The sequence below is a fragment of the Pseudomonas sp. MWU16-30317 genome (assembly GCF_020515695.1).
GTDB lineage: Bacteria > Pseudomonadota > Gammaproteobacteria > Pseudomonadales > Pseudomonadaceae > Aquipseudomonas.
Map to the genome: position 1 here is coordinate 51775 of NZ_JAIWJA010000003.1, position 15849 is coordinate 67623.

The following is a 15849-nucleotide window of genomic DNA, read 5'->3' on the forward strand; positions in this document are numbered from 1 at the left end:
GCGCTGGCACTACTTGCACTGTGGGAGCAAGGCTTGCCCGCGAAGGGGCCAGCACAGTCACACATTCAATCGCCCTTGAATACCGCAGGCAACTGCGCCACCAGCTTCGGCGTGCTGAACGGTGCGCGGATAAACCCGCGCTGGGTGCCATCCGGCCCGAGCAGCGCCAGATTGCCGCTGTGGCTCACCGTGTAGTTCGGCTTGCTGGTGTCCGGCTGCACGTAGGGCATGCTTACCGCCTTGGCGAATGACTCCAGCACCGACACGGTGGCATTGAAGCCGCGGAAATCCTTGTCGAAATACCCCAGATACTCCTTGAGCTTGGCCGGCGTATCGCGCTGCGGATCGACGCTGACCAAAATCACCTGCATGCGCGCGACGGTGGTCTTCGGCAACTCGGCCTTGATCTGCCGCAGCTGTGCCAAGGTGGTCGGGCAGATATCCGGGCAAAAGGTGTAGCCGAAGAACAGCACAGACCATTTGCCCTTCAGCTGATCGAGGCTGACGGGCTGGCCGTCCTGATCGGTCATCTGCAATGCCGGGATCGCCCGGCTCTGGGGCAGCAGGATGATCCCGGCATCGATCTGCTCGGGCGAGAAGCTGGTTTTACGCTGGTCGAGCACGGTCTTGACGGCCACGCCAAGGATCAACGCCACCACGACGAACAGCGCGAAAACGGTCTTTTGGGTTCGAGTCATACATTCAACGCAACGGGGTGATCTTGGGGCAACGCGATGAGCCGTAGCAGCAAGCCATTGATGCTGGCCCGGGTCGCCACGCGCGACAGTCCGCTACGGTACAACACCCGACAGGCACGCAGGAAGCGCAATACCGAGCGGGCTTCAGTACAATTTGCACAGCAATGATGGCCTTTCGATATAACGCATTTATCACGCGTGGAAAATAATTATGACAAATGCGTCTGAGCAGTCGTCATAACCCAGCTATCGTAGGACTTTCGTCGCGTTTATCGCCTATTCAGTAACCGGAGCGTTCATGAACACCGCCGCATTGCGCGAGCAGATCAAAAGTGCCCACCAGCACGAAGCCAAAAGCGGCCGCCTGGCTCAGCAGCTCAAGGAACAACTGCCTCATCTGCATCGGGCCATTCATCTGCCCGACAGTGACGCCGCAGGTGTTTTAGTCCGCTTTGTGAGCGCTTACATCGAGCAGGTGCCCGACCTGCTGGACGCTGCCAACGAGGTCGCGCGCAAAGCCGGTATCGAGTCGCAGATCAAACCGGTGCTGAAGATCGCCGAGGAATACTTCACCAGCCCGCCCTCGGCACTGGATGGTCATGAGGGCCTGGATTGCCTGCTGGATGAAGCCTATCTGGCCCATCGGCTGGTCGAGGAGGTCAACGATCTGTACATCAAACACCTCGGCCAGCCGCTGATTCCGCTGGATACCACGGTAGCCAGCCTGATCGTGCATCAACTGATCGGCGAAGCCTTCGGCAATGAGCTGGACGAAGTAGTGCACCACTCGGTGGACAACATGCTCAATGATGAGAGCTTTGAGGTGGAAAAGGTCGAGGCCTACCGCGATAAACTTACCAGCCCGGACACAGGCTCGGCCTGGAAGCAATGGCCGTGCATGTCACGCCAGCTGAGCGTCGGGCTGTCGCTGGAGCAGTAAGGCAGACGGTGCATATACCTGCGGGCAAAGCCCACTCCCGCAGGTGCGACTCGCTGCTCTAGCCGGCACTGGTCCGTAATTGCCCCTCGATCCGCCGCTTCAGCCCACGGCTTTCAATCTCCATCCGCGAACCATTGGCCTTGTTGGCCCGGCCCCAGTCCTCCAGCAGTTCCAGGCAGGAGTGGTCGATGTAGCTCAGGTAGCCCATCGGCACCTGCACCGTAGTGCCCGGCGCAATACCTTCAAGCGCCCGGGTCAGGGCCGGCACCTTGAGAAAGGTCGCGGCCCCGATCAGGCGCAATTCCACCTGCTTGGGCCCGGTCTCGATCACGCTGATCTTCAGCCGCGCGGCCTTCAATGCAAGGCGCAGCAGCGTCAGGGCGAAGCCCAGCAACACGCCGGTCAGCAAGTCGGTAAAGATGATCGCCAGCGCGGTCACGCCATAGGTGAGCATCGGGATCCGCCCGTAACGGCCCAGACCACGCAACGCCTTGAGGTCCACCAGCTTGAAGCCGGTATACACCAAAACGCCCGCCAGGCTGGCGACCGGAATGCTTTGCAGCACGCTGGACAGGATCACCACGAACGCCAGCAGCCACACCCCATGCAAGATCGCCGACATCCGCGTGCGGGCCCCGGCCTGAACGTTCGCCGAGCTGCGCACGATCACTCCGGTCATCGGCAACGCACCCAGCAGCCCGCAGAGCATGTTGCCCACACCTTGGGCCGACAATTCGCGATCGAAGTCCGAACGCACACCGCTGTGCATGCGGTCCACCGCCGCGGCCGACAGCAGGGTCTCGGCACTGGCGATAAAGGCCACCGCAAAGGCGGCGATCAACAACGTCGGATCGGCCAGGTTGAGCAAGTCGGCCGGGCGCAGCCAGTCGATAGCCTCGGCGAGATTGGCGGGCACTTCGACGCGTTTGACCGACAACGCCAGCGCCAGACTGATCCCGGTAGCCGCGCCGACACCCAATAACGCACCTGGGACAAAGCGCAACGATTGCGGCCGGTAATGCTCCCAGCACCACATGATGGCGATGGTCAAAAGCCCCAATAAACCGGCCTGCCAACCCAGGCTGCCGCCCATCACCGGCATCGCCTGCGCCAAGGTCGCGGGGAAGCCCAGCAAGTTGTCGAGCCCGGAGGGCTTGGGTGCGCTGTCGAACATCACATGCACTTGCGACAGCACGATCAACACGCCGATGCCCGCGAGCATGCCATACACCACTGCCGGGGCAGTGACGCGGAACCAGCACCCCAGCTTGAAGCGCCCCGCCAGCAGCTGCAGGAACCCCGCCAGCAACAGGATCGGCCCGAGCATGGCCATACCGTGCTGGCGCACCAGCTCGAACACCAACACCGCCAGGCCTGCTGCCGGACCGCTCACTTGCAGCGGCGACCCCGCGAGGAAGCCCACCACCACACCGCCGATGATCCCGGTAATCAGGCCCTTGGCCGGAGGCATCCCGGATGCGATAGCGATGCCCATGCACAACGGCAGCGCCACCAGGAACACCACCACCGAAGCCAGCAATTCCCGGGGCAAAGCCGCTTTCATTTGCGCCATATTCATGACCGTTCTCCTGAAAAGTCCTGCAGGGCCGTCGGTCGGTGTCAGTGGCGAAGGGCGGCGTTCGCGGCGACGCAAACGCCGCTGGGCGAAAGCGGCCGGCAACGATTGGCAATCGCCCGGCAACACCATTGCCCAGTCAACAGATCTGTTTTTGTTGTTATGGGTATCGACTTTCTACACCGACAACGAAGCGGGCCGCGCACGCAGGCGCAGCCGTTCAAGGGCCCATCAACTACATGTCATGCAACGTCGGTCAGAAGCGACCTTTGGGCGTTGCGCAGGGGATTGGATGGTTTCTGTCCAAGGGGATGAAACGATCCTGTTCGGCGTCATACGCCTTGATTTCACTGGTTTCGATGCTGTAGACCCAGCCATGGATAAACAGCTGGCCGCTGGCCATGCGCGAGGCCACCGACGGGTGTGTTCGCAAGTGTTGCAGCTGGCAGATGATGTTCTCTTCGGTCAGCACCTGCATGCTTTCGGCTTCGGTGGTGCAGTTGCAGTTGTCCTCGACCACGATCCGCGCCACCTCGGCATGCCGCAGCCAGGCCTTGACGGTGGGCATCTTGTCGAGGCTCTGGGGGTTGAGCACTGCGCGCATGGCGCCGCAGTCCGAGTGACCGCAGACGATCACGTGCTGCACGCCCAAGGCGAGGATGGCGTATTCCAGCGCCGTCGACACGCCGCCGTTCATTTGCCCGTAGGGCGGCACGACGTTACCCACGTTGCGGGTGACGAACAGATCGCCGGGCGAGCTTTGGGTGATGAGTTCGGGAACGATGCGCGAGTCGGCACAGGTGATGAACATCGCACGCGGCGCCTGCGCCGTGGCCAGCTTCTTGAACAGCTCTTGCTGCTCCGGGAACACTTCGTGATGGAAATGCAGAAAGCCATCGACGATGTGCCGAAGGGCCTCATCGGCGCTCTCGCAACCTTCGTGGCTGTGGGGGGCTGGAACCTTGTCATGGTCGCGGTCGGGCATACTTCATCCTCTCTGACGGTCGGGCCATAGGGTTAACAGGTGAAATACCGAACCTGATGCTACACCCAACCTGGTAATGCGGGAATCTGGGACCCTACGGGTCGTTCGCTAGTGAAACTACCGGGTCAAACTTAATTGAACCTGAATAAGAGATATTCAACATTTTAAAGATTGCAATCAGACACGTCCTAAATCTTTACCCATTGGATACTGGCTATTGCACACCATTTTTGAAGGCAAGCCTCCTCGCTACAGGTGGGGCTGGACATCAGAGCAGTGACATTTGCTGCCCCGGCGGGCAGAACGCCGTGCAGTCCAGCCGATAGCCCTCGCGGCGCTCCAGGCCGAAACGCTTGATCGCTTTGGCGAAACGCTGGGCCAGCAATTGCGCGAACACGCCCTCGCCGCGCATCCGGCTGCCAAAGCGGCTGTCGTAAAGCTCGCCGCCGCGACTTTGGCGGATCAGACTCAATACGTGTTCGGCGCGCTGCGGGTAATGGGCATGCAGCCACTCCTCGAACAGCGGCGCCACCTCCAACGGCAGCCTCAGCATCATGTAGTTGGCACTCACCGCGCCGGCCGCGTGGGCCTCGGCCAGCAGGTGCTCCAACTCCATATCGTTGATCATCGGAATCATCGGCGAACACAGCACCCCCACCGGGATACCGGCTTCACGCATTACGCGTATGGCCCGCAGACGCGCCTTGGGGGCCGCTGCGCGGGGTTCGAGAATGCGTTTGAGCTCGTCGTCCAGCGTGGTCAGGCTGATCATCACCGACACCAGCCGCTGCTCGGCCAGCTGCTTGAGCAGGTCGAGATCGCGCAAAATCAACGAGCCCTTGGTGACAATGGTCACCGGATGCCGATAGCGCAGCAGCACTTCAAGCAGTTGCCGGGTCAGGCGTTGCTCGCGCTCGATCGGCTGATAAGGGTCGGTGTTGGAGCCCAGGTTGATGGGCGCGCACACATACCCGCGCTTGCTCAATTGCTGTTCGAGCAAGTCGGCGGCGTTGGTCTTGGCGATCAGGCGGGTCTCGAAATCCAGACCCGGGGACATGTCCCAATAGGCGTGGCTGGGCCTGGCGTAGCAATAGATACAGCCATGCTCGCAGCCGCGGTAGGGATTGATGGAGCGGTCGAAGGGCAGGTCCGGGGACTGGTTGCGGGTGATGATGGTCTTGGCGGTCTCGAACATCACCTCGGTGCCCTGCGTGACCGGCGCCTCCTGGTGCCAGCCGTCGTCCTCGGCCACGGAGCGGTTAGGCGCGAAGCGGTTGTGAGGATTGCTCGCGGTGCCGCGCCCGCGGGGAGGGAGAAAGGATGACATAGGGCGCTCCAGACTGTACAGGCATACAGTATAGCGAAGGTCTGCCATCGACAAGGCGCCAGCCAGCGGAAAAACGGCTAACGCTTTAACCGCACGGCCCTCGGCCTTACCGAGGGCCGCCGGGTGTCAGCCTGCCAGCCCCATATTGACCAATAACGCCTCGATCCCCGGCCGCCGACCAGTGAACCGCTCCAGCAGTTGGCCAATCGGCAGTGTCCCGCCTTTGCTCAGAATCAACTCGCGCAGTTGCTCGCCAACCTGCGCCGACATCACCCCTTCGCGCCGAAAACGCGCGAATGTTTCAGCCGCAAGCACCTGTGACCACACATAGGTGTAATAACCCGAGGCATAGTCTTCAGTGCCGAACAGATGAATAAATGAGTGGGCATAACGCACGGCCGCTGGCACGGGTAGCACCTGCACCGCGGCGGCCACACTGTCCAGCACCGGCATCAGCACCGGCTCGCGTGGCTGCATGTGCAGACGCAGGTCCAGCAGCGAGAACTCGATCTGCTGCAACATCTGCGTGGCCTGGAACGCGCGTCGCGAGGCCAGCACGCGGCCCAGAAATTCTTCGGCAATCGGCTCGCCGGTCAGCCTGTGTGCCGACATCAGCGCAACGCTCGATGGCTCCTGCGCCCATAACTCGAACAAGCTGCTGGGGAACTCGACTGCATCCTCGGCCACACCCTTGATGCCTGCAACGCTGCCATGGTCGACCTGGGTCAGCACATGATGCAGCGCATGGCCAAACTCGTGCAGCAGGTTCACCAACTGAATCAGGCTCAGCCGCGCGTCGTCATCGCCGGGCTTGATGAAGTCGCAGCTCAGGTGCGCCAAAGGCAGTTGCAGGCTGCCATCGGCGAATCGATGCCGGTCGCGCAAGCCTTGCATCCAGATACCCGGCGACTTGCCAACGCGCGGGTAGAGATCGAAGTAGACGTAACCCAGCGTTGCGTCACCGGCCTGCAACTCGAAAACCCTGACATCGCTATGCCAGGTATCGGCATCCTCTACTTCGCCCATTCTTACATCGAACAGTTGCTGTACCAGAGAAGCCAGCCCTTGCAGGACTGTCGGTACAGCGAAGTAGTCACGGACCGCCGTTTCGGACACGCCAAAGTGCGCCCGACGATACAGCTCCTGATAGTAATCGATGTCCCAGGCTTGCAGTTCCGGGGCGCCGGCGTGCTCGGCCAAATCGCGCAGTTGCTCTAGCTCCGCCTGGGCCGCCGGCCGAATTTCGGCCAGCAAGGCCAGTAACAAGCGCTCGACGTCTCGCGGCGTATCGAACATGCGGGTGGCCATCGCTCGCTGGGCGTAGCTTTCATGCCCCAGCAGATTGGCCAGTTCGAGCCGCGCGGCAAGAATGCGCTCGATGACCGGGCCGTTGTCCGGGGCGCCCACCGACGGGCTCTGGTCCGAGGCCTGGGAGTAATACGCCAGATAGACTTCTTCGCGCAACGCACGGCTGTGAGCATGGGACAGCACGTCCCTGACCAAGGGTGTGCCGAGTGTCAGGCGCCAACCCGCAGCACCCTGCTGCGATGCTTCGTCGGCGAGGGCCTGGCGCTGAACGGCGGTGAGCCCGGCCAGGTCTGTTTCATCGCTGAAATCCTTGAACCAGGCCTCGTGAGCTGCCTGGGCATTTTGGCCAAAACGTTGGAACAGCGTGTTGAGCTCCAGCTGCAAGCCCTGCATGCGGTAGCGCACCTGCTGCTCGTAGCCGATACCGGACAACCTAGCGTCCCTGAGCCAATAGGTCAGGGCATAGTGACGCTCAGGGGAATACCCGGCAGCAGCAGGGCTCTGCTGCAGTTTTTGCAGCAGGCCAAACAGGCTGGCGTTCTGCCGCAGCGCGGTTTGATAGAGGATGACCTGCCTCATGCCAGACTCATAAGCCTCAGCCAGTGCACCCTGATCGGCTTCGTCGGCCAGCCGGGCAAGGGGCATGATCAGCGCCAGCAAGCGCTGGTCCATATCTTCCAAAGGCTGCATCAGGCCTTCCCAGGTGGGCTCGACCTGTTGTTCGATGAGGATATGCGAGAGCTGTTCGAGGTTGCGCTTGAGCAGTTGCTGGATCGCCGGGCCGACCTGTTCGGCACGGATCCGACTGAAAGGGGGAAGGGCGTGAGAGCTGAGCAGCGGGTTGTCGTTCATGTTCGTGTCCATTCGAGTGGGGCACCAGAATGGGGACGCGCAAGGGGTGATCGGTATTGGCCATATACCGCAGATGAATCAATGAAAACGGCAGCCCAAGGCTGCCGTTTTCAGGGTATCACTCAGCGGGTTTTTTCAGCTTCGGATTCGGGAAGAACTGCACGACCTGGACTTTCGGATTGGCCACCTTCGGCGCCGGCTTGTTGACCCGCGTCCCCAGTTCGCTCGGCACCGAGTTGCCTTGCTCGTTGAGGGTGTCGGCATAGCCACAGGCCACACATTCCCGGTGAGGAACGTCATCGACGCTCCACATCATCAGTTTGTCCGGCTCGCTGCACGCCGGGCACACTGCCCCGGCGATAAAGCGCTTCTTGGTGATCATGCCGCCGCGTCCTCGCTCAAGCCGCTATGGCGCAGCAACGCATCGATGGAAGGCTCGCGACCGCGGAAGTCGACGAACAGCACCATCGGCGCCTGAGAACCGCCGCGGGCCAGGATGGCTTCACGGAAGGCACGCCCTGTCTGCTCGTTGAGCACGCCTTCTTCCTCGAACTTGGAGAACGCATCTGCCGACAGCACTTCAGCCCATTTGTAGCTGTAGTAACCCGCCGCGTAACCGCCGGCGAAGATGTGCGCGAAGCTGTTCGGGAAGCGGTTGTAGGCCGGTGGACGCATGACCGAGACTTCGTCGCGAATACCTTCCAGCACTTGCGCCACGCTGCGACCATCGCCGTGGGTGGCGTGCATCTCGAAGTCGAACAGCGAGAACTCCAGTTGGCGGACCATCATCAAGCCGGACTGGAAGTTCTTGGCGGCGAGCATTTTTTCCAGCAGGTCCTGGGGCAAGGCTTCGCCGGTCTCGTAGTGACCAGAGATCAGCGCCAGGCCCTCGGGCTCCCAGCACCAGTTTTCCATGAACTGGCTCGGCAGCTCGACCGCATCCCAGGCCACGCCGTTGATGCCGGATACCCCAGCATGCTCGACGCGGGTCAGCAGGTGATGCAGGCCATGGCCGAATTCGTGGAACAGCGTGGTGACTTCATCGTGGGTCAGCAGCGCGGGCTTGCCGGCATCGGCGGGGGTGAAGTTGCACACCAGATTGGCCACCGGACTCTGCAACACGCCGTCCAGGGTGCGGCGACGATCGCGGGCGCCGTCCATCCAGGCCCCGCCACGCTTGTTGGCGCGGGCATACAGGTCGAAGAAGAAGCGCCCGACGTGCTGGCCGTTTTCCTTGATCTCGAACAGACGTACGTCCGGGTGCCAGGTGTCGAAGCCTTTTTGCTCGGCAATCTCGATGCCGTACAAGCGTTGCACGATAGAGAACAGACCGCCGAGCACCTTGTCGATCGGGAAGTACGCACGCAAGGCATCCTGCGACACGCTGTAGCGCTGCTCGCGCAGTTTTTCGCCGTAGAAGCCGCTGTCCCAGCTTTGCAGATCGGCGCAGCCCTGCTCGGCGGCATAGGCCCGCAGCTGTTGCAGGTCCTGCGCAGCGAACGGCTTGCTGCGCTTGGCCAGATCGCGCAGGAAGCTCAGCACCTGATCGCTGGACTCGGCCATCTTGGTGGCCAGGCTCAGTTCGGCGAAGTTGGCGTAGCCCAGCAGGCTGGCCAGCTCCTGGCGCAGGTCGAGGATCTGCTCCATGACCGGGCCGTTGTCGTTCTGGCCGGCATTCGGGCCCTGGTCCGAGGCGCGGGTGCAGTAGGCCGCGTAGACCTCTTCACGCAGTGCGCGGTCATGGGCGTAGGTCATCACCGCGTAGTAGCTGGGGAACTCGAGGTTGATCAGCCAGCCGTCGAGGTCCTTGGCCTTGGCCGCCGCGGCCATTTGCGCCTTGGCCGAGTCGGTCAGGCCGGCGAGCTTGGCCTCGTCAGTGACGTGCTTGGTCCAGGCCTGAGTGGCGTCCAGCAACTGGTTGGAGAATTTGCTGCCCAGCTCCGAGAGGGTACTCTGCACTTCGGCATAGCGCTTCTGCTGCTCAGGCGGCAGATCGATGCCCGACAGGCGGAAATCGCGCAGCGAATGCTCGAGGATGGTTTTCTGGGCGATGTCGAAGCCCGCCGCTTCAGGGCCATTGGCCAGTGCTTCGAAGGCCTGGAACAGCTGGCGATTCTGGCCCATCTCGGTGGAGTAGGCGCTCAGTGCGGGCAGGCAGCCTTCGTAGGCCTGGCGCAGTTCAGGGCTGTTGCACACGGCATTGAGGTGGCTGACCGGGCTCCAGGCGGCACCCAAACGGTCGTTGAGTTCGTCCATGGCCAGCACCAGGCCGGCCCAGGTCGGTTGGCTGCCCTGGTTGGCCAGCAGCTCGGCGATGGCTTTGCGGTTGTCGGCCAGGATCTGTTCAATCGCTGGTTGCACGTGCTCTGGACGGATCGCAGAGAACGGTGGCAGGTCGTAGGACTGCAGAAGCGGATTGTTCGCGCTCACGATTAAACACCTTGGCTGAGAAGAAACACTGGGACATCTTAATTACAATCGACGCTGACCGCAGCTATCGCTATCAAAGAAGGAGACTATCGTGGCCATTCGTACATTCCACAAGCACACCCCAGCGCTGGGCGAGCGGGTCTTCGTCGACCGCTCGGCGGTGGTCATCGGCGATGTCGAACTGGGCGCCGACAGCTCGGTGTGGCCACTGACGGTAATCCGCGGCGACATGCACCGCATTCGGATCGGCCAGCGCACCAGCGTGCAGGACGCGAGCGTGTTGCACATCACCCATGCGGGGCCGTTCAATCCGGAGGGCTTCCCCCTGATCATCGGCGACGACGTGACCATCGGCCACAAGGTCATGCTCCACGGTTGCACTCTGGGCAGTCGCATTCTGGTGGGCATGGGCAGCACCGTGATGGACGGCGCAGTGGTCGAGGACGAGGTGATCATCGGCGCCGGCAGCCTGGTGCCGCCGGGCAAGCGGCTGGAGAGTGGCTATCTCTACGTCGGCAGCCCGGTCAAACAGGCACGGCCTTTGACCGACAAGGAGCGGGCGTTCTTTACCTACACCGCAGGCAACTACGTGAAGCTCAAGGACCAACATCTGGCCGAAGGCTTCGACCAGAGCGAATAAGATCGGGACCCTCATGCATTATCAAAATATTCTGTTCGACCTCGATGGCACGCTGACCGACCCGCGCCTGGGCATCACCCGCTCGGTGCAGTATGCGCTGGCCAAGCTGGGTATCGACGAGCCGGACCTGGTGGCGCTGGAGCATTTTATCGGACCGCCGCTGCTGGAGCAGTTCATGCTTGCCTATGGCTTCGACGAGGCGCGGGGCTGGGAGGCGCTGAATCATTATCGTGATCGCTTCAAAGTGACCGGCATTTACGAAAACCAGGTGTTCGATGGCGTCGTGGACTTGCTGGAGACCTTGGTAGCGCAGGGCAGACACCTGTATATCGCCACTTCCAAACCGTGGGAATTCGCCCGCGAGATCGCCCGACATTTCGACTTCGCTCGGCATTTCAAGGTGATCTACGGCAGCGAGCTGGACGGCACACGGACCAACAAGGTCGAGCTGATTAGGCACATTCTCGAGCAGGAACGGCTCGATCCCGTGCATACCTTGATGATTGGCGACCGCAAGCATGATTTGATCGGTGGCAAGCTCAACGGCCTGGATGTAGCGGCGGTGGGGTATGGGTTTGGCAGTCGGGAAGAGCTGCAGGCCGAGCAGCCGACTTGGCATTTCGAGACGTTGGCCGAGTTGCGTGGCGCGTTCCTGCAAATGCCATAGGCCAGCGGCGAGCTCACGGCCCCTTCGCGAGCAGAACTCACTCCCACAGGTGAATGCGGCCAACGTGGGAGCGGGCTCTGCCCGCGAAGGGGCCATCAGCCTCAGCGCATCAATTGCTGGAGGAATGCCTTGCGCTCATCCGCCGGCAACCCGCCCAGGCGTCGGACCTCAGTGTAGAACGCCGGCCAGTCACCGTTCACCTGCTTGAACACCTGCGCAAACGCCGGCACGTACTGGTCGTACAGCCCGAACGGCAGCAACTTCGCATTGTTCAACGGCGAATACACCCAAGCGTCGAACCGGCCCTTGCCGCCCCATTGGCTGACCTTGAGCGCTTCATACTGCTGGCGCATGTGCGCAAACTCGGCTGCCTTGGCACTGCGCATGGCATCGCGGGTCAATGGCTGCGCATAAAGTTGCTGAAGTCGCTCGCGAGTCTCGAGCACCAGCTGGGTGAACTGATCAAGCTGACGGTTCAGATCCACGTCAGCCGGTGCCAGCCCACGCGCTGCGCGCCACTGCCTGGTGCCTTCCTGCTCGACAAAGGTGGCGTAGGACTCGTTGAATTCGGTGTCGTTCTTCACGTAGAAATTCTGATGAGCCAGCTCGTGGAAAATCAGCGTGGCGAGGCGCTCATCGCCCCAGGTCATCATCGAGCTGATGATGGGGTCATCGAACCAGCCCAGGGTCGAATAGGCCTCTACGCCCCCCACATAGACATCCATGCCCTGCTGGCGCTGTAACGCCGCCGCCCCTCGAGCCGCGCCCTGGCTGTAATACCCGCGGTATGCCACGCAGCCGGCGATAGGGAAGCAGTGGGTTTGCGGATTGAGGGAAAACTCCGCCGTCGCGAACACGTTCCACACCACTGACGGTCTATGGATATCCACATACAACCGATAGCTGCGGTTATCCGGCAGATGCAGTTGCTGGCTGGCGAAATCCCGCGCCGCCTGAGAGCGCTCGAGGCGCGCGCGCAACCTGGCGTCGGTGGCTGGATCAGCGATGACGGCGGTCACCGGCTGCCGCCCACGCAACAGCTGCCACTGGCCGTCCGCCAGCTGCCCGTAATAGCTCAGGGTGGAGCAACCACTGAGCAGCCCGAGGAGCGCCAAGGGAACCAACACCCGAAAAAAAAGGTCGAGTGAGCCAAGGTTTGAGCGTACCAACGAAAAAAATCCCATCTGCGCCATCGGTTGTCCCGCTCTATGTACAAAATCCGTCCGCGTTGTCAGTTACGACGCTATAGGCGGGCAGGGCACCATGTTGCCTCTTCGGAGTTTTGCCATGCGTGAAATATTGTTCGTCTGTACGGTGGTGGCCATGCTGTCCGGCTGCAGCACCCTGCCCGATCCCGATCCTAATCAAGCCTGGATCGACCTGCACCCCAAGGCAGACACCTCGCTGCGTGCTGAACAAGTGGATGCCCATGACTGGACCGACAAACGTTATTTCGAAGTACAACCCGGCAGCCATGAACTCAAAGTACGCTATCAGTTTGCCGTCGACCCCACCAATATCGGCCCCAACAGCGAAACCCTGTGGCGCGACTGCCAGATGAGCCTGAACTTCAAGACCTTCAATGCGGGCGAGCGCTATGAGCTGGAAGCCGGCAGCCTGGGCTTTCAGCCGTGGGCAAAACTCTATGACCAGCAGCGCAAGGTAGTTGGCCAGGCCAAACCGACCGGGTGCCAGAGCGCTTGAGGTAGCGGGGAGACCAAGCCTAGGTTAAGCACAAGAGGTGCAGCGATGCTGTGGACCTACTAGCGACCAGCGCCCGCTACCACAGGAGGGTCGTGGGGCTTGAGCGGTGATATGCTTCGAACATCACCTGCGGAGTCCGCCATGCGCCACCTGCTTCCCCTGTCACTGGTCAGCTTGCTGAGCGCTTGCGCGTTACCGCCGCTGCCGCCCGAAAATCCGCAAATGGCCTGGATCGACCTCTACACCCAGACTGGCCGACTGGTCATGGCCGAGCGCTTGGACGGCAAACGCCTGGATGACGGCCGTTACTTTCAGGTCACCCCTGGGCCGCACACCTTGCTGATTCGCTTCGATTACGAGGTCACCTGGGGGGCGAGATGGAACGATCCGCAATACCGTACCTGCTACATGCGCGTGGAATATCCGAACTTCAAGGCCGGTCAACGGTATCGTCTGGAAGGATGGGTGCTGGGGATTTCGCCTGAGGCAAGGCTGCACGATGCCAGTGGCGCTATCGTCGGTGACGACAATCAGCAAAGCTGTCTGTATTGACTGCAGCGGCTACAGGGTCAGCGATCGTTCTTTTGGTAGATGATCTTCATGCGGCCAAAGTTGCAGGACCCGACGATCATCGCCGGATCCTGGCTCTTGGCTTCTTCGGCGGTGATGATCTCCAACGTGTAAGACGTCACGCCTTGCGCCTGAATCTTGGCCTCGATCTCGGCCTTCAAATCCTCGCACGCCTTGGGCGCCGCCAGCGCGTTGCCGGCCACAATCATCAACCCGAGCGCCAACCACACCCGCCTGTGGGAGCGGGCTGTGCCCGCGTAGAGGCCACCACGAACAACCGAACGATCGGCTAGCGTGACTGGGCCTCGCACCACACCGAGGTGTTCGCTTCGTGGGCAGGACCCACTCCCACAGACAGGCTCATTCATCACAGCAGTGTTGCATCCAGGCTGATCTCGGCACCCTTGAGCACCTTGGATACTGGGCAACCCGCCTTGGCCTTGTTGGCCAGCTCAAGGAACTGCTCTTGCGTAGCGCCTGGCACTTTAGCCTTGAGAATCAGGTGCACAGCAGTGATGGCGAAACCATCTGCCTGCTTGTCCAACGTCACTTCAGCGGTCGTGTCGATACGTTCTGGAGTCAGATTTGCCTCGCCCAGAATCATCGACAGCGCCATCGAGAAGCAGCCCGCATGAGCGGCGCCGATCAATTCTTCCGGATTGGTACCGGGCACGCCTTCGAAGCGTGTATTGAAACCATAGGGAGTGTTGCGCAGCGCGCCGCTTTCCGTAGAAATCTGGCCTTTGCCCTGCTTCAGATCACCTTCCCAAATTGCCGATGCTGTCTTTTTCATGAAAACCTCCGTAAGGGTCGCACTCGAAAATAAGTACCGTCACCCTATTCAGAGGTGACGCTCGTCAGCAAGTTCAGACCGATTGCAAAGCAGGTATTGAATTAGGTGGATATGCCCATATCATGAACCCACGCCTGTGACGCGATGATCACACGGTCATGCGCCCTGGTAACTGTCGGGGTGCATCGACCCAGCAGAGGATGTTCAAGCCTTATGAAACGACTCGCCGATATCAAGATTTCCACCCTCGACCTGGTGCCCGTGCGCGCCGACAAGGGCGCGGCGCAATCGCTGCGCAACTCGCTGGACCTGGCGCAACACGTCGAGCGCTTCGGCTACAACCGCTTCTGGGTGGCCGAACACCACAACATGGACGGCATCGCCAGCTCGGCCACCTCGGTGTTGCTGGGGTATCTGGCCGGCGGCACCTCGACCATCCGCGTCGGTAGCGGCGGGGTGATGCTGCCCAACCACGCGCCGCTGGTGATCGCCGAACAGTTCGGCACGCTCGAAAGCCTGTATCCGGGCCGTATCGACCTGGGCCTGGGCCGCGCGCCTGGTTCGGATCAGATGACCGCCCGCGCCCTGCGCCGCGAGCGCTCTGGCAGCTCCGACGACTTTCCTGATGACGTCGCCGAACTGATCGAATACCTGGGCCCGCGCTTCCCCGAGCAAAAGGTCATCGCCGTACCGGGCAGTGATACCAACATCCCCATCTGGCTGCTGGGTTCAAGCCTGTTCAGCGCCCAGCTGGCAGGCATGCGCGGCTTGCCCTATGCCTTCGCCTCGCACTTCGCACCGCGCTACATGCACGAGGCGATCCGCGTGTATCGCAACCACTTCCAGCCTTCCGCCGTGCTCGACGAGCCCTACGTGATGCTCGGGGTGCCGTTGGTGGTGGCCGAGACGGACGAGCGCGCGGAATATCTGGCGACGTCGGTGTACCGGCGCATCCTCAACCTCATGCGTGGCAAGAGCTTGATGCAACAGCCACCGGTGGAATCGATGGAAGGCCTGTGGCTGCCCCACGAGCGCGAGGCGGTAGGGGACTTCCTCGGCCTGGCGATGATCGGCAGCCCGGCCAAGGTTCGCGCCAAGTTGGAAGTATTGGTCGAGCAAACCCAGGCAGACGAACTGATCTTTACCTGCGATCTGTACGAACACGCCGACCGGATTCGCTCGTTCGAGTTGCTGGCGCAGGCGGTCAGGGGCTGAAATATGGCCATGCAGGGCTGGCCTCTTCGCGGGCAAGCCTTGCTCCCACAGGGGTACGACTTCTCTGTGGGAGCAAGGCTTGCCCGCGAAAGGGCCCCTGAGCCATCCATATTCCAGCACCTCACACAGCAAAAAGCCGGCATC

16 protein-coding genes are annotated in these 15849 nt (G+C 61.5%); 6 read left to right on the forward strand and 10 right to left on the reverse strand.

Features of this window, described 5'->3' with window-relative positions:
* Positions 1-65 precede the first annotated feature (65 nt).
* Positions 66-698, reverse strand: coding sequence for an SCO family protein (locus tag LIX93_RS09350; protein ID WP_226503757.1), 633 nt, complete (start codon positions 696-698; stop codon positions 66-68).
* A 298-nt stretch (positions 699-996) separates the two neighbouring features.
* Between LIX93_RS09350 and LIX93_RS09355 the strand changes: the two genes are divergently transcribed.
* Positions 997-1638: a hypothetical protein gene (locus tag LIX93_RS09355; protein ID WP_226503758.1), complete on the forward strand. Its 642-nt coding sequence runs from the start codon at positions 997-999 to the stop codon at positions 1636-1638.
* Positions 1639-1696: 58 nt separating this feature from the next.
* Here LIX93_RS09355 and LIX93_RS09360 read toward each other — a convergent pair whose 3' ends face one another.
* The 6 genes from LIX93_RS09360 to prlC all read right to left on the reverse strand — a co-directional run bounded on the left by LIX93_RS09360 (position 1697) and on the right by prlC (position 10116).
* The gene (locus tag LIX93_RS09360) at positions 1697-3217 is read right to left on the reverse strand and encodes a SulP family inorganic anion transporter (RefSeq protein WP_226503759.1); all 1521 of its coding nucleotides are present in this window, start codon (positions 3215-3217) and stop codon (positions 1697-1699) included.
* Positions 3218-3470: 253 nt separating this feature from the next.
* Positions 3471-4199: a carbonic anhydrase gene (locus tag LIX93_RS09365; protein ID WP_226503760.1), complete on the reverse strand. Its 729-nt coding sequence runs from the start codon at positions 4197-4199 to the stop codon at positions 3471-3473.
* 268 nt (positions 4200-4467) lie between these two features.
* On the reverse strand, positions 4468-5526 hold the full coding sequence (locus tag LIX93_RS09370) for a PA0069 family radical SAM protein (RefSeq protein ID WP_226503761.1): 1059 nt from the start codon (positions 5524-5526) through the stop codon (positions 4468-4470).
* A gap of 126 nt (positions 5527-5652) precedes the next feature.
* Positions 5653-7686 carry a M3 family metallopeptidase gene (locus LIX93_RS09375; protein ID WP_226503762.1) on the reverse strand — a complete coding sequence of 678 codons (2034 nt, stop codon included), beginning with the start codon at positions 7684-7686 and terminating at the stop codon, positions 5653-5655.
* A 118-nt stretch (positions 7687-7804) separates the two neighbouring features.
* Entirely contained in the window at positions 7805-8068 is a 264-nt protein-coding gene (locus LIX93_RS09380; protein WP_226503763.1) for a YheV family putative zinc ribbon protein, read from the reverse strand.
* On the reverse strand, positions 8065-10116 hold the full coding sequence (prlC, locus tag LIX93_RS09385) for an oligopeptidase A (RefSeq protein ID WP_226503764.1): 2052 nt from the start codon (positions 10114-10116) through the stop codon (positions 8065-8067). The genes LIX93_RS09380 and prlC overlap by 4 nt, the downstream gene beginning before the upstream one ends.
* 91 nt (positions 10117-10207) lie before the next feature.
* Between prlC and LIX93_RS09390 the strand changes: the two genes are divergently transcribed.
* Together LIX93_RS09390 and LIX93_RS09395 are read left to right on the forward strand one after the other, a co-directional pair.
* Entirely contained in the window at positions 10208-10756 is a 549-nt protein-coding gene (locus tag LIX93_RS09390; RefSeq protein WP_226503765.1) for a gamma carbonic anhydrase family protein, read from the forward strand.
* 13 nt (positions 10757-10769) lie between these two features.
* Positions 10770-11423 (forward strand): HAD family hydrolase, encoded by a 654-nt coding sequence (locus tag LIX93_RS09395; protein ID WP_226503766.1) that lies wholly within the window; start codon positions 10770-10772, stop codon positions 11421-11423.
* 101 nt (positions 11424-11524) lie between these two features.
* On the opposite strand, the gene LIX93_RS09400 is transcribed toward LIX93_RS09395, so the two are convergent.
* Entirely contained in the window at positions 11525-12607 is a 1083-nt protein-coding gene (locus LIX93_RS09400; RefSeq protein ID WP_226504439.1) for an aminopeptidase, read from the reverse strand.
* A gap of 103 nt (positions 12608-12710) precedes the next feature.
* Between LIX93_RS09400 and LIX93_RS09405 the strand changes: the two genes are divergently transcribed.
* Both LIX93_RS09405 and LIX93_RS09410 read left to right on the forward strand, forming a co-directional pair.
* The gene (locus LIX93_RS09405; RefSeq protein ID WP_226503767.1) at positions 12711-13127 is read left to right on the forward strand and encodes a hypothetical protein; all 417 of its coding nucleotides are present in this window, start codon (positions 12711-12713) and stop codon (positions 13125-13127) included.
* Positions 13128-13268: 141 nt separating this feature from the next.
* Positions 13269-13679 carry a hypothetical protein gene (locus LIX93_RS09410; protein WP_226503768.1) on the forward strand — a complete coding sequence of 137 codons (411 nt, stop codon included), beginning with the start codon at positions 13269-13271 and terminating at the stop codon, positions 13677-13679.
* Between the two features lie 17 nt (positions 13680-13696).
* Here the strand turns inward: LIX93_RS09410 and LIX93_RS09415 are convergent, their stop codons facing one another.
* Complete coding sequence (locus LIX93_RS09415) at positions 13697-13906, reverse strand: DUF1161 domain-containing protein (protein WP_226503769.1); 210 nt, start codon at positions 13904-13906, stop codon at positions 13697-13699.
* A 158-nt stretch (positions 13907-14064) separates the two neighbouring features.
* Positions 14065-14490 carry an OsmC family protein gene (locus tag LIX93_RS09420; RefSeq protein ID WP_226503770.1) on the reverse strand — a complete coding sequence of 142 codons (426 nt, stop codon included), beginning with the start codon at positions 14488-14490 and terminating at the stop codon, positions 14065-14067.
* 213 nt (positions 14491-14703) lie between these two features.
* On the opposite strand from LIX93_RS09420, the gene LIX93_RS09425 reads away from it, so the two are divergent.
* Entirely contained in the window at positions 14704-15705 is a 1002-nt protein-coding gene (locus LIX93_RS09425; RefSeq protein ID WP_226503771.1) for an LLM class flavin-dependent oxidoreductase, read from the forward strand.
* Positions 15706-15849 lie beyond the last annotated feature (144 nt).